Annotated in this window: 16 protein-coding genes, 1 rRNA gene and 1 riboswitch; of the genes, 4 read left to right on the top strand and 13 right to left on the bottom strand. The window is 69.2% G+C overall.

The window, feature by feature from the left end; translation table 11 throughout:
* The first annotated feature begins 101 nt into the window (after window positions 1–101).
* Window positions 102–1871, top strand: a complete 1770-nt coding sequence (locus ACFYW8_RS20695; RefSeq protein WP_365882288.1) for a substrate-binding domain-containing protein — start codon at window positions 102–104, stop codon at window positions 1869–1871.
* Between the two features lie 304 nt (window positions 1872–2175).
* Here the strand turns inward: ACFYW8_RS20695 and ACFYW8_RS20690 are convergent, their stop codons facing one another.
* On the bottom strand, window positions 2176–3693 hold the full coding sequence (locus tag ACFYW8_RS20690) for a glutamate--cysteine ligase (RefSeq protein WP_365882286.1): 1518 nt from the start codon (window positions 3691–3693) through the stop codon (window positions 2176–2178).
* 540 nt (window positions 3694–4233) lie between these two features.
* Between ACFYW8_RS20690 and ACFYW8_RS20685 the strand changes: the two genes are divergently transcribed.
* Both ACFYW8_RS20685 and ACFYW8_RS20680 read left to right on the top strand, forming a co-directional pair.
* The gene (locus ACFYW8_RS20685) at window positions 4234–4818 is read left to right on the top strand and encodes a hypothetical protein (RefSeq protein ID WP_365882284.1); all 585 of its coding nucleotides are present in this window, start codon (window positions 4234–4236) and stop codon (window positions 4816–4818) included.
* A 401-nt stretch (window positions 4819–5219) separates the two neighbouring features.
* On the top strand, window positions 5220–5426 hold the full coding sequence (locus ACFYW8_RS20680) for a DUF5999 family protein (protein WP_328556777.1): 207 nt from the start codon (window positions 5220–5222) through the stop codon (window positions 5424–5426).
* A 135-nt stretch (window positions 5427–5561) separates the two neighbouring features.
* Here the strand turns inward: ACFYW8_RS20680 and gcvP are convergent, their stop codons facing one another.
* Entirely contained in the window at window positions 5562–8447 is a 2886-nt protein-coding gene (gcvP, locus tag ACFYW8_RS20675) for an aminomethyl-transferring glycine dehydrogenase (RefSeq protein WP_389077348.1), read from the bottom strand.
* A 177-nt stretch (window positions 8448–8624) separates the two neighbouring features.
* Window positions 8625–8720, bottom strand: a riboswitch (glycine riboswitch).
* A 113-nt stretch (window positions 8721–8833) separates the two neighbouring features.
* Here gcvP and ACFYW8_RS20670 point away from each other — a divergent pair.
* Entirely contained in the window at window positions 8834–9202 is a 369-nt protein-coding gene (locus tag ACFYW8_RS20670; protein ID WP_365882280.1) for a PRC-barrel domain-containing protein, read from the top strand.
* Here ACFYW8_RS20670 and ACFYW8_RS20665 read toward each other — a convergent pair.
* The 11 genes from ACFYW8_RS20665 to rrf form a co-directional block, all read right to left on the bottom strand.
* Complete coding sequence (locus ACFYW8_RS20665; RefSeq protein WP_389077342.1) at window positions 9127–10734, bottom strand: DNA polymerase IV; 1608 nt, start codon at window positions 10732–10734, stop codon at window positions 9127–9129. The genes ACFYW8_RS20670 and ACFYW8_RS20665 overlap by 76 nt on opposite strands.
* A gap of 72 nt (window positions 10735–10806) precedes the next feature.
* Window positions 10807–11481: a MerR family transcriptional regulator gene (locus ACFYW8_RS20660; protein WP_389077337.1), complete on the bottom strand. Its 675-nt coding sequence runs from the start codon at window positions 11479–11481 to the stop codon at window positions 10807–10809.
* A gap of 217 nt (window positions 11482–11698) precedes the next feature.
* The gene (locus ACFYW8_RS20655) at window positions 11699–12172 is read right to left on the bottom strand and encodes a bifunctional nuclease family protein (RefSeq protein ID WP_006123076.1); all 474 of its coding nucleotides are present in this window, start codon (window positions 12170–12172) and stop codon (window positions 11699–11701) included.
* Window positions 12173–12258: 86 nt separating this feature from the next.
* Window positions 12259–13014 carry a MerR family transcriptional regulator gene (locus tag ACFYW8_RS20650; protein ID WP_389077333.1) on the bottom strand — a complete coding sequence of 252 codons (756 nt, stop codon included), beginning with the start codon at window positions 13012–13014 and terminating at the stop codon, window positions 12259–12261.
* 43 nt (window positions 13015–13057) lie between these two features.
* A complete protein-coding gene (locus ACFYW8_RS20645; protein WP_365882272.1) occupies window positions 13058–14014 on the bottom strand; it encodes an FHA domain-containing protein in 957 nt (318 codons plus the stop codon).
* Between the two features lie 61 nt (window positions 14015–14075).
* Window positions 14076–14921 carry a DUF881 domain-containing protein gene (locus ACFYW8_RS20640; RefSeq protein ID WP_365882270.1) on the bottom strand — a complete coding sequence of 282 codons (846 nt, stop codon included), beginning with the start codon at window positions 14919–14921 and terminating at the stop codon, window positions 14076–14078.
* 5 nt (window positions 14922–14926) lie between these two features.
* Window positions 14927–15259: a small basic family protein gene (locus ACFYW8_RS20635; RefSeq protein ID WP_003988855.1), complete on the bottom strand. Its 333-nt coding sequence runs from the start codon at window positions 15257–15259 to the stop codon at window positions 14927–14929.
* Window positions 15256–16164, bottom strand: coding sequence for a DUF881 domain-containing protein (locus ACFYW8_RS20630; RefSeq protein ID WP_389077322.1), 909 nt, complete (start codon window positions 16162–16164; stop codon window positions 15256–15258). The genes ACFYW8_RS20635 and ACFYW8_RS20630 overlap by 4 nt, the downstream gene beginning before the upstream one ends.
* A 98-nt stretch (window positions 16165–16262) precedes the next feature.
* Window positions 16263–18758: a sugar phosphate nucleotidyltransferase gene (locus ACFYW8_RS20625; protein ID WP_389077318.1), complete on the bottom strand. Its 2496-nt coding sequence runs from the start codon at window positions 18756–18758 to the stop codon at window positions 16263–16265.
* Between the two features lie 116 nt (window positions 18759–18874).
* On the bottom strand, window positions 18875–19483 hold the full coding sequence (locus ACFYW8_RS20620) for a CDP-alcohol phosphatidyltransferase family protein (protein WP_261704088.1): 609 nt from the start codon (window positions 19481–19483) through the stop codon (window positions 18875–18877).
* A gap of 175 nt (window positions 19484–19658) precedes the next feature.
* Window positions 19659–19753: ribosomal RNA gene (rrf, locus tag ACFYW8_RS20615) — 5S ribosomal RNA — on the bottom strand; the annotation flags it as partial.

Genomic DNA, 19753 nt, shown 5'->3' with positions numbered 1-19753 from the left:
CAGGCCGTTGGGGGACGGGCGCCGAATGGGGCGTGCTTCCCCCTTCGCCTGTTCTACGGCTGTCTCACGGCTCAGTCTCACCTGGGAGGGACCTCACCGTCATGGGACGTCACAGCTTGCCCGACGCGCCACGGGCGGGCTCCGCCGACCCCTGGATCCGCGTGCCCCGCCGCAATGTGGCCCTCGCGACGGCACTCGTCCTCACCGTCGCCGGAGGCACGGCCGCCGCCGCCCGTGGCGGCCTGTTCTCCTTCGGGGGCTCGTGCCGGGACGACGCCGTGCACATCGAGGTGGCCGCCTCGCCGGACATCGCGCCCGCGCTCAGGGCCGCCGCCGCGGACGCCCGCGAGAAGAACATCACCTCCGACGGCCGCTGCCTCGACGTCAGCGTCACAGCTCGCGAGTCGTACGAGGTCGCCGCCGCGCTCCGGTCGGGCAGGACGTCCGACGCGCAGGTGTGGGTGCCGGACTCCGACGCGTGGGTGGATCGGGTCGGCGAGGCCACGACCGCCACGCAGGTCACCAGCCTGGGCAACGTCGCCTCGACACCCGTCGCCGTGGCCATGGTCCCGTCAGCCGCCAGATCGCTGGGCTGGCCCGGGAAGACGTACACCTGGAGCGAGTTGGCCGGGGAGGCGATACGGGACAGGAAGATCGAGCTGGGGACGGTCGACCCCGCCCGCAGCTCGACGGGACTGCTCGCGCTCGCCCGGATCAGCGAGACCGCCTCCCGGGTCGAGGGCGGTGACGTCCGGACGGCCGTCATGGCCAAGGCGCTCTCGCAGCACGCGTCCGACAGCGGCACCCACCTCCTGGACACCCTTCCCCGCGACCTCTCCGGCTCCGGGCAGGGCAGCCCCGGGCGCAATCAGGCGCTGATCCTCTCCGAGCAGGCGGCGTTCGCCCACAACACCTCCGAGGACGGCGGTGACGACCTCGATCTCTTCTACCCCAAGGACGGCACGCCGCTGCTGAACTACCCGTACGCGCTGGTCGACGAGCCGCGGCTGGGCACGGACCAGAGCCGTGCGGCCCTACGGTTCATGACCTTGCTCGAAGAGGCGGCACCCCAGCGGTTCCTGCGGATGTTCGGCTTCCGCACGAACGCGGAGAATCCGTCGGACACTCTGGTCAGCGAGGCCGGCGGGAGGTACCCACAGCCGGACGCGCGCATCCTGGCCGACCCCTTGTCGAAGGAAGCGATCCAGGAGGCCCTCGGCATGTGGACCATCACGGTGGAGAGCGCCCGGATCACCACGGTCGTCGACGCCTCCTCCTCCATGGCCGAGCCGTTGCCGGGGGGCGATCGGTCCCGCATGGACGTCACCAAGGAGTCCCTGCTGCAGGCGCTCGCCACGTTCACTCCCGAGGACGAGATAGGGCTGTGGAAGTTCTCCACGAAACTCGACGGCGACAAGGACTACCGCGTCCTCGTACCGACCGAGCGGCTCGGTGACGTCAAGGGATCGGGCACCCAGCGCCAGAAGCTGTCCAGGGCCTTCAGGTCCTTGAAGCCGGTCCCGCACGGAGAGACCGGTCTGTACGACACCACACTCGCCGCGTACAAGGCTGCCGTCGCCTCCTACGCGAAGGGCCGGTTCAACGCGCTGGTCGTCCTCACGGACGGGGTCAACCAGGACCCCGGCAGCATCTCCCGGTCCGATCTCATCGCCGAGCTGCAGAAACTGGCCGACCCGGAACGCCCGGTGCCGCTGATCGCCATCGCGGTGGGCCCCGACAGCGACCGGCGGGAGGTCGACCAGATCGCCAGGGCGACCGGCGGCTCCGGCGAGCGGGTCAACGAGCCCTCACAGATCCACGCGGCGATGCTCAAGGCGATCACAGCGGCAGGCGCGGGCAACCCGGACTGACCACCCCGACCAGCGGCAGCCACAAGCAACCCGGACCGACCACCCCGACCAGCGCCGACCCTGCCTCCGCCGCACCGGCGCCCCACCCGTCCTGTGCTCGACCGGCACACCACGCCCGTGGCCTCAGCCCGACCGGCACCTCGCCTCGCGGCCCCCTCCCGACCGGCCACACGCCGACACGACCCGTCGGCGGGTTCGCCGGCAGGCACCGGCCGCCGCGGGACGCCCGCCCGGATTCCGGCTCCGGCAGGGACCCTGGCGCCCCCGCATCAACGCGAGTACGGAATCTGGGCACGGCCTCGCGTCACCCCAGCGGAACCGGCTCCGGGAGCCCCACCGGCCAGGTGTGCACCGGCTCCCCGAGATGCATCAGCTCGCCGTACCGCCGCGTCGTCGCGGCCAGCGCGGCATCGCGGCCGAATCCCTTCTCCAGGGCCCGGTGGAAGGTCGCCGTCTGCCAGGTCGCGCCGTTGACGCGCAGCCTGCACCGGTCCTCGATCACGCCCAGGTAGAAGTCCCGGTCGGCGGGCTCGACACCCCACGCGTCCAGCCCGGCTGCGGCGAGCGGCAGCAGCTCGTCGCGCACCAGGTTCGCGGCGTCCACCGGCGCGGTCCCGCCGTAGCGGCCACGCCGCGGCCACTCCAGGCGCGCGTCGATTCCGTACCGGCAGGCCGCGTCGAAATTGGCGGCGGCCGCCCCGAAGGACAGCCGCGTCCACACCGGACGCTGCTCCTCGGCGAGCGCGCGGATCAGCCCGTAGTAGAAGGCGGCGTTGGCGATGACATCGGTGACGGTCGGGCCGGCGGGAAGCACCCGGTTCTCGACGCGCAGATGCGGGACGCCGTCGGCGATGCCGTACACGGGCCGGTTCCAGCGGTACACCGTGCCGTTGTGCAGCACCAGTTCGGCGAGCTTGGGCACGCCCCCGGCGTCGAGGACTCCGAGCGGATCCTCCTCGTCGCAGATGGGCAGCAGGGGCGGGAAGAACCGCAGGTTCTCCTCGAAGAGGTCGTAGGCCGAGGAGATCCAGCGCTCGCCGAACCAGGTGCGCGGCCGGACTCCCTGCGCCTGCAGCTCGGGCGGCCGCGTATCGGTGGACTGCTGGAACAGCGGAGGCCTCGACTCCCGCCACAGCTCATGCCCGAACAGGAACGGCGAGTTGGCCCCGACGGCGATCTGCGCGGCCGCGACCGCCTGCGCAGCGTTCCACACGTCCGCGAACCGGCCCGGCGTGACCTGGAGGTGCAACTGCACGGAGGTGCACGCGGCTTCGGGCGCGATGGAACCCGCCCGGCAGACCAGACGTTCCACACCGTCGATGTCGAGTTCGAAATCCTCTCCGCGCGCGGCCACGATCTGATCGTTGAGCAGCGTGTAGCGGTCGACAGCCGAGAGGTTCGAGGACACCAGATCGTCCTGGCCGAGCGTCGGCAGGATGCCGATCATCACGATTCCGGCGTCGACCTCACTGGCTTTCCGATGCGCATACGCGAGCGAGGTGCGGATCTCCTCGGCGAGCCGGTCGAATACCCGGCCGCCCAATCGGTGTGGGGCTATGTTGACTTCCAGGTTGAACATGGCGAGTTCTGTTTGGAAATCGCGGCTCGCAATTCTTTCGAGCACTTGCCCGTTCATCATTCTGGGCATGCCGTCGGGCCCCGCGAGATTCAATTCGATCTCCAGGCCCATCAGGTTCTTCGGGCGGTCGAACCGCTTCTCCTCCAGCAGTCGCTCCAGCCCCGTCAGACACTGCCGGAGCTTGTCGCGGTAGCGCTGCCGATCGGACAGGCCGAACGTCCCTGCCACGACCTTCTCCCCCATCGAAGTGTCCCTCCTCGGATGGGCAGGCCGACGCTCCGGCCCTGGCGTCCCGGGTCACGGTGGATGATGCCCAGGCAACGCGATCCATAACGTCCCGCGCGCGCTCTTCGACCGCTACCCTGGACATCGGCCTCGGGCACATTCACGAGGCATGGAGCAATAAGCAAGTTTACCGCCCGGCATGATCTCGTGAAAAATGCCGACGAGAATCGGCCGACCGCTCCGGCGGAGTATTCCGAGGTCACCGCGGTTCGACCGCTCAGAACCGGGATGAATCCCTCGTTTCATCGACCGAATAACGCCTTGCTGTTCGCATTCGGGGCGACTAGACGAAACACCGCCTGAACACGCGTCGTATAAACTCCGCTACCGAGGCAGAGAGTTGGCGCTCGCGGTCCTAGGTCCTGTCGTCACGGTGACGGCGGCAGGCGACACCCTGTCGGCGGATCCAGACCCCTCGCCCCTCTGACCCGAGAGCTGACAGCGCCGTCCGCCCCCGCCCTCGCGCCACTGTGCCTGTCGAATGAGAGGCGACCCACCATGCCGCTGCACGTACCCCCGGCTCCCGCGCCCGCCCTGCGCACCGTTCTCACGGCACTCGGTTCCCCCACCGCTGTCCGCGAAGCCCGCACCCCGTCCCTGCGCCTGGCGCAGGGTCCCGCCACCCCCGAACTCCCGCTGCCCGTCCACGTCCTGGATCGCATCACCCCTGCGGGCGCCTCCGCCACCCGGCTCGCCGGGTGGCGTTTCCTGATCCGTTGCGGCGACCGTGCGGTGGCCGCGGCCGACACGATGCTGACCCCGGACGGCTGGGCCTTCTCACGCTTCTTCGAAGGCCCCTACATCGCCGCTACGGAACGCGCCGTACGACACGCCGAGACGATGCAACAGCCCTACCAGGCGCGCCTGTTGTCCGTGCCCGAGCTGTACATGCTGACCCTCTGGCTGCACGGCGACTGCACGGCGGACGGCGCCACCGGCCATCCGGCCGCCACCGACCTCCTGGTTCCGCTCGCACCCGCACCGCCCGGCATCGCCGCGCACCGTCCGTACCACGTCGCCGAACTGCTGCCGGTCCTCACCCACCGGGTCACCCCCGCACCCCTGCTCAGCTCGCCCGCCTGAGCCCCGTCGTCCGCCCCCGGATCCAGACCCGCGTCCGTGCCCCGCGGCCGTGCCCCTCGGCCGCGGGGCACGGCGCTGCCACCGACGCGAAATCCCGCTCGCTCGTTGGGGCCCGAGTGCGCTCGTACGAGGGGAAACGCGCTCCTGGACGGCACGGACTAGCCCCATCCGGCCACCTCGAACCACCCGAAAGGACAGCGCAGTTGGGGTGAACCCTCCGCACGGGTGACGCGTCATAAACCTGTGAGAAGCGGTGCCCTCAAATCCCTGCGGATTGGCGCCCGTGGGGCAACACTGGGGTCAGACCACATACCAACGGGGGGGCGGCCATGAGTACCTCAAGCCGCAAGACAGACACCACAGCCAACACTCACATCTCGACCCAGCGAAAGATCCCATCCATGTGCCAGCACCAGCCACCGTGTCCGTCAGCCGAATCAGCCGACCGGGAGTCCGCCCGCCTCGCGGCGCACCACCCGGAGCAGGGATGGAGCCTGCTGTGCAACGGCGTTCTGCTCTTCGAGGACACCGGTGAGCTCCTGCCCGACGGCCAGATCATCGCTCCGCACCGCCCGCTGGGCGGCGCGCAGGTGATGACGGCCGCCTGAGCCGCACGACCCGGGCGGCCCTGACAGGCCGCCCAGACACACGAGGGGCCGGCCCGGAGACGTACTCTCCGAACCGGCCCCGACGCATGTCCGAGGGGGATCACTCCCCGTAGGCGTCCGCGTGCCGAGCGCTGATCAGTCCTCGTACGCGTCCAGCGGCGGGCAGGAGCAGACGAGGTTCCGGTCGCCGTACGCCTGGTCGATGCGGCGTACCGGCGGCCAGTACTTGTCGGCGGCCGAGACACCGGCCGGGAAGACGGCCTCCTCGCGGCTGTACGGGTGCTCCCAGTCGCCGCCGAGCGCGGCGGCCGTGTGCGGCGCCCCGCGCAGCGGGTTGTCGTCCACCGCCCACTCACCGGCGCCGACCTTCTCGATCTCCCCGCGGATCGCGATCATCGCGTCGCAGAACCGGTCGAGCTCCCCGAGGTCCTCGGACTCGGTCGGCTCGATCATCAGCGTGCCGGCCACCGGGAACGACATCGTCGGCGCGTGGAAGCCGTAGTCGATGAGGCGCTTGGCGATGTCGTCGACGCTCACGCCGGTCGCCTTGGTGAGCGGACGCAGGTCGATGATGCACTCGTGCGCGACCAGGCCGCCGGGACCGGTGTACAGCACCGGGTAGTGCGGCTCCAGGCGCTTGGCGATGTAGTTCGCGGAGAGCACGGCCACCTGCGTCGCGCGCTTGAGGCCCTCGCCGCCCATCAGCCGGACGTAGGACCAGGAGATGGGCAGGATGCCCGCGGATCCCCAGGGAGCGGCCGAGATCGGGCCGACACCGGTCTCCGGACCGGCCTCGGGCTGGAGCGGGTGGTTCGGCAGGTAAGGCGCCAGGTGCGCGCGCACGCCGACCGGGCCGACACCCGGACCGCCGCCGCCGTGCGGGATGCAGAAGGTCTTGTGCAGGTTGAGGTGCGAGACGTCGCCGCCGAAGTGACCCGGCTTGGCGAGACCCACCAGGGCGTTGAGGTTGGCGCCGTCGACGTAGACCTGGCCGCCGGCCTCGTGCACCTGGGCGCAGATGTCGGCGACGTGCTCCTCGAACACACCGTGCGTCGAGGGGTACGTGATCATCAGCACCGACAGTTCGTCACGGTACTGCTCGATCTTGGCGCGCAGGTCCTGGACGTCGATCTCGCCGTCGTCCGCGGTCTTCACGACGACGACCTTCATGCCGGCCATCACGGCGCTGGCGGCGTTGGTGCCGTGCGCGGACGACGGGATGAGGCACACGGTGCGCTGGTCGTCACCGTTGGCGCGGTGGTAGCCGCGCACGGCCAGCAGACCGGCCAGCTCGCCCTGCGAACCGGCGTTGGGCTGGAGCGACACCTTGTCGTAGCCGGTGACCTCGGCGAGCTGGTCCTCCAGCTCGTGGATCAGCGTCAGGTAGCCCCGCGCCTGCTCGGCGGGCGCGAAGGGGTGGAGCTGCCCGAACTCGGGCCAGGTGACCGGCTCCATCTCGGTGGTCGCGTTGAGCTTCATGGTGCAGGAGCCCAGCGGGATCATGCCGCGGTCGAGCGCGTAGTCGCGATCGGAGAGCTTGCGCAGGTAGCGCAGCATCGCGGTCTCGGAGCGGTGCTGGTGGAAGACGGGGTGCGTGAGGTACGCGTCGGTGCGCAGCAGCGCGGCCGGCAGGGTGTCCTCCGCGCTCGCGTCCAGCGCCTCGATGTCGCCCTCGACGCCGAATGCGGTCCACACGGCGGCGAGCTGCTCGCGCGTGGTCGTCTCGTCGCACGAGATCGACACCTGGTCGGCGTCGACGAGGTGGAGGTTGACGCCGTGGTCGCGGGCGGCGGCGACGATCTCGGCGGCGCGGCCCGGGACCCGCGCGGTGAGCGTGTCGAAGTACGCGCCGTGCACGAGCTCGACACCGCCGGCGGTGAGCCCGGCGGCCAGGACCGTGGCGTAGCGGTGGGTACGCCGTGCGATGGTCCGCAGGCCGTCGGGACCGTGGTAGACGGCGTACATGCCGGCCATCACGGCGAGCAGCACCTGAGCCGTACAGATGTTGCTGGTCGCCTTCTCGCGACGGATGTGCTGCTCACGCGTCTGCAGGGCGAGGCGGTACGCCTTGTTCCCGTCGGCGTCCACGGAGACACCGACCAGCCGGCCGGGAAGGCTGCGCGCGAACTTCTCGCGGACCGCCATGTAACCGGCGTGCGGTCCGCCGAAGCCCATCGGCACGCCGAAGCGCTGCGTCGTACCTACCGCGATGTCCGCGTCGAGCTCGCCGGGCGAGGTGAGCAGGGTCAGGGCGAGCAGATCGGCGGCGACGGTGACGACGGCGCCCAGCTCGTGCGCCTGCTGGATGACCGGCTTGATGTCGCGCACGGCACCGGAGGCGCCCGGGTACTGGATCAGCACGCCGTTGATCTCGCGCCCGGCGAGGTCGGCCGGGATGCCGTCGGCGAGGTCTGCGACGACGATCTCGACGCCGGTCGGCTCGGCGCGGGTCTCTATGACGGCGATGGTCTGCGGCAGCGCGTCCGCGTCGACCAGGAAGAGGCCCTTCTTGTTCTTGCCCATGCGCCGGGACAGCGCCATCGCCTCGGCGGCTGCGGTGCCCTCGTCGAGGAGGGAGGCGCCGGAGGTCGGCAGGCCGGTCAGCTCGGCGACGACGGTCTGGAAGTTCAGCAGCGCCTCGAGGCGACCCTGCGAGATCTCCGGCTGGTACGGCGTGTACGCGGTGTACCAGGCCGGGTTCTCCATGACGTTGCGCAGGATCACCGGCGGCGTGAACGTGCCGTAGTAACCGAGCCCGATCATCGAGCCGAGCACCTCGTTGCGGTCCGCGAGGGAGCGGAGCTCGGCCAGTACCTCAGCCTCGGTACGCGCGGCCGGCAGCTTCAGGGCCTCGGCGTTCTTGATCACATCCGGGACCGCGGCGGCCGTCAGCTCGTCGAGCGAGCCGTATCCGACCTGCGCGAGCATCTTGGCCCGTGCTTCGGAGTCGGGCCCGATGTGGCGCTGCTCGAAGGGAATGCCCTGTTCGAGCTCGGAAAGCGGAATGCGAGGGGCGGTCATGGCGGAGGCCTCCTGGTCTGACGCGACCTTCGAGGGGCACCCCGGCACGGGCACCCCGACGGCCTCCCCCTCTGTCATCTCAACCTGAGAGTTTCACCGGATCGTCCGTGGACGGTCCGGCTTTCACCGTCGGTGAGAGCGGAAGCCATCGGCACCCGCCCTGCTTTCCAGAGTGACCTCGTCCGTGCGGTACGTGAGCCTGAGAGATTCCGGGGAGGAGTTGCTCCTTCGGCGCCTCCATCGAAGTCTGGAGGACTCTCCCGCACGGGATCAGCAGCCATCGCCAGCCTACCAGCGAGGACTGGACACCGGCCTTCGAGTGGCCACCTTCACAGATGTGCTCTTTTGTAGTACTTACGGATGAGTTTGCGACCACTGGAGGGACCGTGCAGACCGACATCGATCCGCGCAACCTGATCGGCCGCAAGGCGTTCGACAGCAACGGCACCAAGATCGGCACGATCGACGAGGTCTACCTCGACGACGCGACCGGTGTCCCGGAGTGGGCTGCCATACGCACCGGGCTGTTCAGCAGGGACGCCTTCGTGCCCCTGGAGCCCAGCGAGATCGTCGAGGGGACCTTGCGCATCCCCTTCGAGCGAGCGCTGATCAAGGACGCCCCCGACTTCGGCGTCGGGCGTCACCTCTCCCCCGAACAGGAACTCCAGCTCTACCACCACTACGGTCTCGACGTTGCGTCCCCGCCGCCCCCGGACCGGGACTTCGGCCGGATCGCGGGCACGGAGGACGCCTGAGCCGTGCGGGCGCCCCGGCGGCCCGCGTCCGGGCCCGGTCTCGCGTCGGGGCCTGTGTCCGGGCCTGATCTCGCGTCCGGGCCCGGTCTCGCGTCCAGGACCAGGTGCGTGTCCGGGCCTTGTGTCGCGCCTTCTGACACCGACGGCTCGGAAGCGGCCCGCAGCCCGTCGGCGGCCTCGGGTCCTCGCTCCACCAGGGGCAGCGGTTCAGCCGGTTCCAGTTGCGGATCGTCCGTCCGGAACGTCCGCACCCTGCCGGGCTCGGAGTAGGGCGTCTCGAACCGCACCGTGACCCGTCCCAGCCCGCTCCCCTGTACCCATCCGTGCCCGTACTCGGCATGACGCACGTCGTGCCCGGAGGGCCACCGCCGCTCCGCGGGCTCCGCCGCCTCCGTGCCGGCCTCCTCGGCCGGCTCGTCCACGGAACGCTCCTCCGCCGCCGGCTCCCCCACGGCAGCGGCCTGCGCCTGCGCGAACAAGTCCTCCTGCGTGTAGTCGGCGAGCCCGGAGACACCGACGCCCAGCAGGCGCACGCCTCCGGTCGTGTCCACGCCCTCCAGCAGCCGTGCGGCGGCCTCCCTGACGACACCGGGGTCGTCCGTGGGCCCGCGCAGCGTCTCGGACCGGGTCAGCGTCGAGAAGTCGTACCTGCGCACCTTCAGCACGATCGTCCGCCCCGACAGCCCGGCCCGGCGCAGCCGCCGCACACACCGGTCCGCGAGCCGCTGCACCTCCAGCTCCACCCGGACCCGGTCATGGATGTCCACGTCGTACGTGTCCTCGACCGACACGGACTTGGTCTCCCGCTCGGCCACCACGGGCCGGTCGTCGTGGGCCAGCGCCATCGCGAACAGCGCGTGCCCATGGGCCTTCCCCAGCAGCCGCACGAGCTCGTCCTCACCCGCCTCGGCGAGCTCCTCGACGGTGGTGATGCCCGCCCGCCGCAGATGGTCGCCGGTGGCCGGCCCCACGCCCGGCAGCGTCCGCACCGGCATCGGTCCAAGCAGCGCGCGCTCGCTGCCCGGCTCGATCAGCACGAGACCGTCGGGCTTGGCCTGCTCCGAAGCGATCTTCGCCAGCATCTTGGAGGCGGCGAGCCCCACCGACCCCGTGAGCCCCGTGACCGCACGGATGTCCGCGCGCAGCTTGGCACCGGCCAGCCGCGCCGAGGCGTCGTCCCAGGCCGTCCCGCCCGCCTCCAGGTCCACGAAGGCCTCGTCCAGGCTCAACGGCTCCACCAACGGCGACAGAGCCCTCAGCAGCCCCATAACCTGCTCGCTGACCTCACGGTAGAGCCCGAAGCGCGGCACGAGATAGGCGGCGTTCGGTGCGCGCCTGCGGGCCTGGGCCATGGGCATCGCCGAGTTCACCCCGAAGACGCGCGCCTCGTACGAGGCGGTGGCGACGACTCCGCGGGGTCCGAGCCCGCCCACCACGACGGCCTTCCCGCGCAGGCTCGGCTTGGACGCCTGCTCCGCCGAGGCGAAGAAGGCGTCCATGTCGAGATGCAGGATCGTGGGCGCGGTTCTCACATCTCCGATGCTGCCCTACGCCACTGACAATGCCCCGGCACGCCGGGGCATCACGTCATCGAAAGGCTCGCGTCACACCGCTCGGTTGCGCCTGCGCGCCAGCTCGTCGGCGGGATTGTGCCCGAGGAGCGTCTCACCGGTGTCCACGCGCTCTCCGTGCAACTGAGACAGGGCGCTCTCGACATCCCGCCACACCACACCCACGGCGATGCCGAAGACCCCCTGGCCGCCCTGGAGAAGCGCGTGCACCTCGTCGGGCGACGTGCACTCGTAGACCGTCGCGCCGTCGCTCATCAGCGTCATGCGCTCCAGGTCCTGGAAGCCTCGTTCCCTCAGGTGCTGGACCGTGGTGCGGATGTTCTGCAGCGCCACCCCGGTGTCGAGGAACCGCTTGACGATCTTGAGGACCACCACGTCCCGGAAGCTGTACAGACGCTGTGTCCCCGACCCGTAGGCGGGACGCACGCTGGGCTCGACCAGACCGGTCCGCGCCCAGTAGTCCAGCTGCCGGTAGGTGATGCCCGCGGCGGCGCACGCCGTGGGACCTCGGTAACCGACCTCCTCGGGAACAGCCCCTCCCTCACCAGGCACTGCTGTCGGCCGCCGCGGAACGTGATCGGCCGCGCCGCCATGCTGGGGGTGCCCCCTGCTCGAGTCGAGCCGAGAGCTTGGGGGAGGGTACGGGCCGCTCTCCCCCGGACCGCGTCCGGGAGCACCCCCAGCCGTACCGTCGCCGCTGCTTCTCACGCCGACCTCCGTCCTTGACCTGCCTTCTCGACGGTAGGCAGTCACCAGGGGCGCGTCAACGATCGCCACACTCGGCACGCCGAGTGATAATCACCCTAAGGGTGGTTTCCCGTGCCCTACCGCGGGGAAAGGCTAGCCGAATGCTTTCGGCGCGGGCTGCGGCACACCACACTCGCCGAGGGCAAATGCCGCCCGAACGGCCCTCCGCTCATCCGCGTCACTGGCTGTTGGTGCCGAAGTCCTCGGGCGAGATCTGGTCGAGGAACTCGCGGAACTTCTCCACCTCGTCCTCCTGCTCGTCTGGGATCGCGATACCCGCGTCGTCGAGCACCCCGTCGCTGCCGTAGATCGGCGTTCCGGTGCGCAGGGCCAGCGCTATGGCGTCGGACGGCCGGGCACTCACCTCGACCCCGCTGGCGAAGACGAGCTCGGCGTAGAAGACGCCCTCGCGCAGGTCCGTGATACGCACTTCGGTGAGCTCCTGGCCGACGGCCTCCAGCACGTCCTTGAACAGGTCGTGGGTCAGCGGTCGTGCGGGGGCCATGCCCTGCTGGGCGAAGGCGATCGCCGTCGCCTCCCCCGGTCCGATCCAGATGGGGAGGTAGCGGTCGCCTCCCACTTCACGCAGAAGCACGATCGGTTGGTTGGAGGGCATCTCGACCCGGACACCTACGACATCGAGCTCGTTCACACAGCAACCCTAGGCCGTGCCCGGGACGTTTGGGTAGTCGGGCACAGAACGGGTGGACGATCCACAGCCCGCGCCGGTACCCCGGATCAGCGCAGCCGCACACCCAGCGCGGTCTGCACGAGTGCGGCGTGCAGCTTCACAGTGAGGCCCGCCAGTTCCTTCGTACGGGCCTCCGCGTGCGCCCGGGTCTGCGGATTGCGATGGCGCCGCAGTGGGGCGACCACCTGGTCCACCAGTCCCGCGTCACGCTCCGCCGCGGCTTTCATCGCCCGCAGATGACGCGGCTCGATCCCGAAGCGCCCCAGCTCGACGACGAGCGCGGCGACGGTCACCGCCTCGGCGTCGTAGACCCCGTCGGGCAAAGGGCCGATCAGTCCGTACGACTCCCACTCCTGGAGCTGCTGCTCACCGATCTCAGCGGCGGCGAGCAGCTCGGCGCGGCCCACCCGGGCCGCCGTGGGGCCCTCGGGCTCGCCGTAGAGCTCACCGAGGGGTTCTCCCTCACCCGCGTCGCGCTGGCGGCCCACCGAGGGCAGGCGCACCTTCTCACCGCGCGACAGGGCGTCCAGGTGCTCGCGGATCACCTTCAGCGGGAGGTAGTGGTCGCGCTGCATTCTCAGGACGTGGCCGAGGCGTTCGACATCGTCCGCGCTGAACTTGCGGTACCCCGAAGGGGTCCGCCGCGGCTCGACGAGCCCCTCCGACTCCAGGAACCTGATCTTGGAGATGGTGACTTCGGGGAACTCGTCGCGCAGCACGCTCAGCACCGCGCCGATGCTCATCAGCCCGCTGTCCGCGGCGGCGGTACCGCTGCCGGCACCGCCGCTCGGTGTTTGAAGCATGGACATTCCCTCGGTGTCCCCCCGGACGGAGTTGGGGGAGGGTTCAGATGCCCCGCTGGCTGGCGTAGAACACCAGTCGGTACTTGCCGATCTGCACCTCGTCACCGTTCGACAGCGGGACCTGGTCGATCCGCTCCCGGTTGACGTACGTGCCGTTCAGGCTGCCGACGTCGGCGACCGTGAACGAGCCGTCCGCGACACGGCGGAACTCCACATGCCGACGCGACACCGTCACGTCGTCGAGGAAGATATCGCTCTGGGGATGCCGCCCGGCCGTGGTCAGCTCGCCGTCCAGCAGGAAGCGGCTGCCCGAGTTGGGGCCGCGGCGCACCACCAGGAGCGCCGAGCCGACCGGCAGCGCGTCGACCGCCGCCTGAGCCTCCGGGGACAGCATCGGCGAGGCCGTCTGACCCGTCACCTCGGCGTCGTAGGCCTCGATACCGGAGATGGAGATCGTGGACGTCTGCTCCGACGGACGCTCCGGTCCACCCCGCAGCGGCGCACCGCAGTTGGAACAGAACCGGCTGTTGTCCGCGTTGCGGTTACCGCACCTCGTACACACCTGGGCCGACATGGACGGATCCTCCTGCCGCGGCTGCCCACCAGGGGCATGGGACGCATACGGATCGGAGGCGAACCCTCCACCCGTGCTCGAGGCTGACGATTCCCCGAAACCTATGCGGCCGGACTGGGCAGGGTCAACAGACGACGCGCCCTGACCACCGGGACCGGTGACCTGGTCCCGGAACAGCGGACGGTCGCCGCTCTGGGCCTCCGCGTCTCCCTGGCGCGGTGCACGATGACGGGCAGTCGCGTTGTCGCCACTGTCCTCTCGCGTGCTCTTGCCGAACAACTTCGCAAACAACTTCACGGGCGATTCCCCTTGACCGAAACAGACCCGCCCGTGGGGCAGGACGAACCCTGATTGAACACACCGGTCGACCCGGACATCCTCACAACGTCCGTATCCACCAGACAGTTTCCACCACGCACCACCCATTCGGTGCGCCGACCCCCCGCAACCTCCTGCCCTCGCCCGGCGACCCCCATGCGACCGCCGTTCACCGGGAGGACGACTGAGCGTAGTCAGGCCGCTCCGCCGGTCGCAAGGCATCGACGACGATCTTCGTCGAGCGGTCCACCGTGACGGTGGCCTGCTCCTTCTCCAGTGTCTGCACCACGCCTCCCGGAATGTTCAGCGCCGGCTCCAGGTCCTGCGGCTTGCCGATGACCTTGAAACGATAGGGCTGGGTGATCTTGTTCCCGTCGACCTTCACTCCGCTTCCGGAGTCGGCCAGGTAGGTACCGGCGACCACGCGCACGCCGTTCACCTGGATCGCCTCCGCGCCGGCGGCGCGCAGCTCCTGGATCGCGTCGAGCAGCATGTCCGCCTTGACCGCGCCCTTCGCGTCGTCGATCGTCAGGGTGATGCCGGGGCCCTGGGCGGCCACGGTGCCCGCCAGAATGCCGAGTTGCTTCTCCTTCTCGACCGTCTGCTTGCGGGCCTCCTCGGCCTGGTTCGAGCTGTTCTCCAGCTCGGTGCGCTGATCCTCCAGACCCTGTTTCTCATCCTCAAGACGCTGAGTCCGGCTGTCGAGTTCATCGAGAATGCGCACGAGATCTTCCTGACGCGCACCGCGCAGGGCGCTGTCGCCGTCGCTGTTGGACGCCACCTGGACGGCCAGGCCGAAGCCCAGGCCGAACAGCAGCACGGCGACGATGAGTTGGGCACGCGAGACCCGCGGCGGCCACAACCCCTTGCCCAGCCTCTGACGGCCGGACAGCGACGGCGTGCCGTTCTCCTCGGCCGCCTCCGGTTCGGGCTCCTCCGCGGCCGCGGGGACCTCTTCCGGCAGCTCTTCGCGCAGCGGGTTCTTGGTGGTCTCGTCTTCGTTCTCGTTGGTCATCGGCCTCACGCCCGGAACACGTGCCGGCGGATCGCCGCGGCATTGGAGAAGATCCGGATGCCGAGGACGACCACGACACCCGTGGACAGCTGGGCACCCACGCCCAACTTGTCACCCAGGAAAACGATCAGCGCGGCGACGACCACGTTCGACAGGAACGAGACCACGAAGACCTTGTCGTCGAAGATGCCGTCGAGCATCGCGCGCAGACCGCCGAACACGGCGTCGAGCGCCGCCACGACGGCGATCGGAAGGTAAGGCTCGACAACCGCCGGAACCTCGGGCCGGACCAACAATCCAGCCACGACTCCCACGACGAGGCCCAGTACGGCGATCACGGTGTGCCCTTCTCTGTGCTCGGCTCTGCTGTACGTACGATCACACTCGGTGCGGCAGACAACCGGACGTCGCCCTCGGCGGAAATGCTGGTCCGGATGCCGTAGTTCTCCTGCAGGGCGTGCAGATACAGCCCGTCGGAGCTGTTCTGGAACCGGGTGCTGAGCCGCTGGCCGTCCCCCACCGCGAGCACCGTGTACGGCGGCACCAGCGGCTTGTTGTCGACCAGTATCGCGTCACCCGCGGCCCTGATGGCCGACAGGGCGGTCAGCCGCTGTCCGTTGACGGAGACGGCCTCGGCGCCCGACTCCCACAGGCCGTTGACCACACGCTGCATGTCACGGTCCCGCACCCGCCCGGTGTCGGAGAATCCCGAGGTCTCCCGCGGATTGGTGCCGTCACCGCCCGTGCTGGCTTCCTTCGCGTCGTTGACCACGAGTCTCACGCCGGGTCCGTGCACATCGGTGGCACCCGACAGAATGCTCACGAGGTCGGCCTGCTCACCGCCGCCGTCCTTTTTCAGCGCCACACGCTGGCGGGCGCTCACATCGGCGCGCAGGGTGTCGACGCCGTTCTCCAGCTTGTCCGCGGCCGTCGTCTCGCGCTCGATACGGTCGATGAGTTCTTGGCGCTCCTTGGCGACGACAGGGGCCGCCAGCCGAGCGTTCGCCGCTCCCACGGTGACAACGAGCGCGGCGAGCACCAGACCCGCGGCAAGACCCAGCTTGGCCCGGACCGTTTTCGGCATGCCGACCGCGCCCTCGGCCTCCCTGCGGGCGGCCGCCTCGGCGTACCCCTCGTCGAGGCTGTGGTCCATGACGTTGGTGAGCAGCGACATGGAGGCGTCCGGGCGCGGGGGGCGCGGAGCGTTGCTCCGAACGGGGGGCTGCTGCGGCATGCCGCACATCGTCGCACGTCGCGGGTGCTACCTCCGAATGGCCCCACCAACGTGCCGGACAGGCCCCCTTGGGGACACTTGTCCGGCACGCAAGGGTGAAGATCGTTTCAGCGGCCGGCGCTGTCCACAACAGCCGCCCACTCGTCGAGCAGAGCCTCCGCGGAGGCGTCGTCCGGGCCTTCCGCCCACAGATGGGTGACGGCCTCGGCAGGGTCCGGCAGCACCATCACCCAACGCCCGTCCGTCTCCACGACGCGCACGCCGTCCGTCGTGTCCACGAAGCGGTCTCCCGCCTCCTCCACGACCCGGCGCATCACCAGCCCCTTCACGGCCCACGGAGTCGCGAGGTCCCGCTTGAGCACATGCGCCCGCGGAATCCGCGCGTCGATCTGGCTGAGCGTGAGCTGCGTCCGCGCCACCAGACCGATGAGCCGTACGAACGCGGCAGCACCGTCGAAAACGCCGCTGAACTCGGGAATGATGAAGCCGCCGCGCGCGTCGCCACCGAAGATCGTCGTCTCTTCGCGGCCGACTCGCGTCAGGTCGTCGGGCGACGTGGTCGTCCACTCCACCTGAGTGCCGTGGTACGCCGCCACCTGCTCGGCGATCCGTGTCGTGGTGACCGGCAGCGCCACTCGCCCACTGCGCCGCTCGGCGGCCACCAGGTCGAGCATGACGAGCAGGGCTCTGTCGTCCTCGACGATCCGCCCCTTCTCGTCGACGAGCGAGAGCCGCTCACCCACCGGGTCGAAGCGCACTCCGAACGCGGCCCGCGCGGACGCGACGATCTCGCCCAGCCGTACCAGGCCGGCCCGCCGCGTCTCCGCCGTCTCGGTCGGCCTGGACTCGTCGAGACCGGGATTGATCACCAGGGAGTCAACACCGAGCTTGCCCAACAGGCTGGGCAGCACCAGTCCGGCACTGCCGTTGGAGGCGTCGACGACGACCTTCAGCCCGGAATCCGCGATACCGGTGGTGTCGACATTCCGAAGCAGTGATCCCGTATACGAGTCGAAGACGCTGGCGGGGAAGTGCAGGTCCCCGATCTCCCCGGGAAACGCGCGCCGGTACTCCTGCCGCGCGAACACCCGGTCCAGCTTCCGCTGACCGCCCTGCGACAGGTCGGCACCCTGCCCGTCGAAGAACATGATGTCGACGGAGTCGGGCACTCCGGGTGTCGTCCGGATCATGATTCCGCCCGCGCTGCCCCGGGCCGTCTGCTGCCTGGCCACGGGCAGCGGTACGTTCTCCAGGTCGCGTACGTCGATGGCGCTGGTCTGCAACGCCGAGATCACCGCTCGCTTCAGCGCGCGGGCACCTCGGGAGTGGTCGCGGGCCGTGGTGACGGTGGACCCCTTCTTGAGAGTCGTCGCATAGGCACCCGCCAGGCGCACGACCAGTTCCGGGGTGATCTCGACGTTCAGGATCCCGGAGACGCCACGGGCGCCGAAGAGGTGGGCCTGACCGCGCGACTCCCAGATCACCGAGGTGTTGACGAAGGCGCCGGCCTCGATGGTCTTGAACGGATAGACGCGGACGTTGCCCTGAATGATCGATTCTTCACCGACGAGGCATTCGTCGCCGATCACCGCGCCGTCCTCGATCCGAGCGGCGCGCATGATGTCGGTGTTCTTTCCGACCACGCAGCCGCGCAGATTGCTGTGCTGACCGATGTACACGTTGTCGTGCACCACGGCCCGGTGCAGGAACGCGCCGTTCTTGACGACGACGTTGGAGCCGACGACCGTGTGCTCGCGGATCTCGGCGTTCGCCTCGACCTTGGCGTAGTCACCGATGTAGAGCGGCCCGCGCAGTACGGCGTCGGGATGCACTTCCGCGCCCTCGGCCACCCAGACGCCCGGGGAGATCTCGAACCCGTCGAGTTCGACGTCGACCTTGCCCTCAAGGACGTCGGCCTGGGCCTTCACATAACTCTCGTGAGTGCCGACGTCCTCCCAGTAGCCCTCGGCGATATAGCCGTAGATGGGCTTGCCTTCCTTCATCAGCTGGGGGAAGACGTCGCCGGACCAGTCGACGGAGACATCGGCATCGACGTAGTCGAAGACTTCGGGCTCCATGACATAGATGCCCGTGTTCACGGTGTCCGAGAAGACCTGACCCCAGGTCGGCTTCTCCAGGAAGCGCTCGACCTTGCCTTCCTCGTCCACGATGGTGATGCCGAATTCCAGCGGATTGGGGACGCGCGTCAGGCAGACGGTGACGAGCGCGCCCTTCTCCTTGTGGAAGTTGATGAGTTCGGTGAGATCGAAGTCGGTGAGAGCATCACCGGAGATGACGAGGAAGGCGTCGTCCTTCAACGCCTCCTCGGCGTTCTTGACGCTCCCGGCGGTACCGAGTGGCTTCTCCTCATTGGCATAGGTGAGCTCCATGCCGAGCTCTTCACCGTCACCGAAGTAGTTCTTGACCATCGAGGCCAGGAACTGAACGGTGACGACGGTCTCGTTGAGCCCATGCCTTTTGAGCAGCCTCAGCACATGCTCCATGATCGGGCGGTTCACCACCGGCAGGAGCGGCTTGGGCATGCTTGAGGTCATTGGGCGAAGGCGTGTGCCTTCGCCTCCGGCCATCACGACGGCCTTCATGTCGGAAGCGTCCTCCTTGAAGAGACGACGGTACAGCCGACTTCACCCGTCCTGATTGTCCCGCAGTTTTCGAGCGCGGGCCATCGGGGCACTACAGCCGCCCAATCGGGCCGAGCTCAATCGGCCATGGTGTCCGCTCGGACCAACCGGCGGACCTGCACCACGTAGAGGACTCCTGCCCACCAGTACAGGGTTGTACCCCATCCGGCGAACGCCCATCCGAAAATAGCGCCGAGTGTCGCGATCCAGCCGCTCGCGTCACTGAGCAGCAGCAACGGGAACGCGTACATCAGGTTGAAGGTGGCCGCCTTCCCGAGGAAGTTCACCTGCGGAGGCGGATAGCCGTGGCGCCGAAGGATCCACACCATCACGAGCAGAACCAGCTCGCGTGCGAGAAGCGCGGCCGTCAGCCAGATCGGAAGAATCTCGCGCCAGGTGAGCCCGACAAGCGTCGACAGAATGTAGAGCCGGTCGGCCGCGGGATCCAGCAGCCGGCCGAGGCTGCTGATCTGGTTCCAGCGCCGGGCGAGCTTCCCGTCCAGATAGTCGGTGATACCGCTCAGCATGAGGATGAGCAGCGCCCAGCCGTCACTCTTGGGACCACCGAACTCCGGCCTGAGGATCAACCACAGGAAGATGGGTACGCCGAGGAGACGCGCCATGCTGAGGATGTTCGGGATGGTGAGGACCCGGTCCGTCTGAACACGGGTCTCCTGGACCTCCACCCGGGGGCCTCCTGTGGGAAACGAGCCAACGATGCCCCCTGACCTTACCCGCAGCCCCGACGCCGGAGCGCGGAGGGGGGGAGGCGAGGAGGAGACGTCATGCGGAAAAGTCTGTCGGAAAACAAAAAAGCTCCGGCTCTCGGAAAATTTCCCGAGAGCCGGAGCTCTAATTTTAGTTCGGCGGCGTCCTACTCTCCCACAGGGTCCCCCCTGCAGTACCATCGGCGCTGTGAGGCTTAGCTTCCGGGTTCGGAATGTAACCGGGCGTTT

Source organism: Streptomyces sp. NPDC002742 (genome assembly GCF_042888885.1).
Classification (GTDB): Bacteria; Actinomycetota; Actinomycetes; order Streptomycetales; family Streptomycetaceae; genus Streptomyces.
The sequence above is the reverse complement of the archived record's forward strand: the minus strand, read 5'-3'. Positions and strand labels throughout refer to the sequence as shown.

Bases quoted from the DNA above. Each gene is read 5' to 3' on its own strand.
- ACFYW8_RS20695 (WP_365882288.1), top strand. From the start codon at position 102: ATGGGACGTCACAGCTTGCCCGACGCGCCACGGGCGGGCTCCGCCGAC.
- ACFYW8_RS20690 (WP_365882286.1), bottom strand. From the start codon at position 3,693: ATGGGGGAGAAGGTCGTGGCAGGGACGTTCGGCCTGTCCGATCGGCAG.
- ACFYW8_RS20685 (WP_365882284.1), top strand. From the start codon at position 4,234: ATGCCGCTGCACGTACCCCCGGCTCCCGCGCCCGCCCTGCGCACCGTT.
- ACFYW8_RS20680 (WP_328556777.1), top strand. From the start codon at position 5,220: ATGTGCCAGCACCAGCCACCGTGTCCGTCAGCCGAATCAGCCGACCGG.
- gcvP (WP_389077348.1), bottom strand. From the start codon at position 8,447: ATGACCGCCCCTCGCATTCCGCTTTCCGAGCTCGAACAGGGCATTCCC.
- ACFYW8_RS20650 (WP_389077333.1), bottom strand. From the start codon at position 13,014: ATGCTTCAAACACCGAGCGGCGGTGCCGGCAGCGGTACCGCCGCCGCG.
- ACFYW8_RS20645 (WP_365882272.1), bottom strand. From the start codon at position 14,014: ATGGGTGGTGCGTGGTGGAAACTGTCTGGTGGATACGGACGTTGTGAG.
- ACFYW8_RS20640 (WP_365882270.1), bottom strand. From the start codon at position 14,921: ATGACCAACGAGAACGAAGACGAGACCACCAAGAACCCGCTGCGCGAA.
- ACFYW8_RS20630 (WP_389077322.1), bottom strand. From the start codon at position 16,164: ATGTGCGGCATGCCGCAGCAGCCCCCCGTTCGGAGCAACGCTCCGCGC.
- ACFYW8_RS20625 (WP_389077318.1), bottom strand. From the start codon at position 18,758: ATGAAGGCCGTCGTGATGGCCGGAGGCGAAGGCACACGCCTTCGCCCA.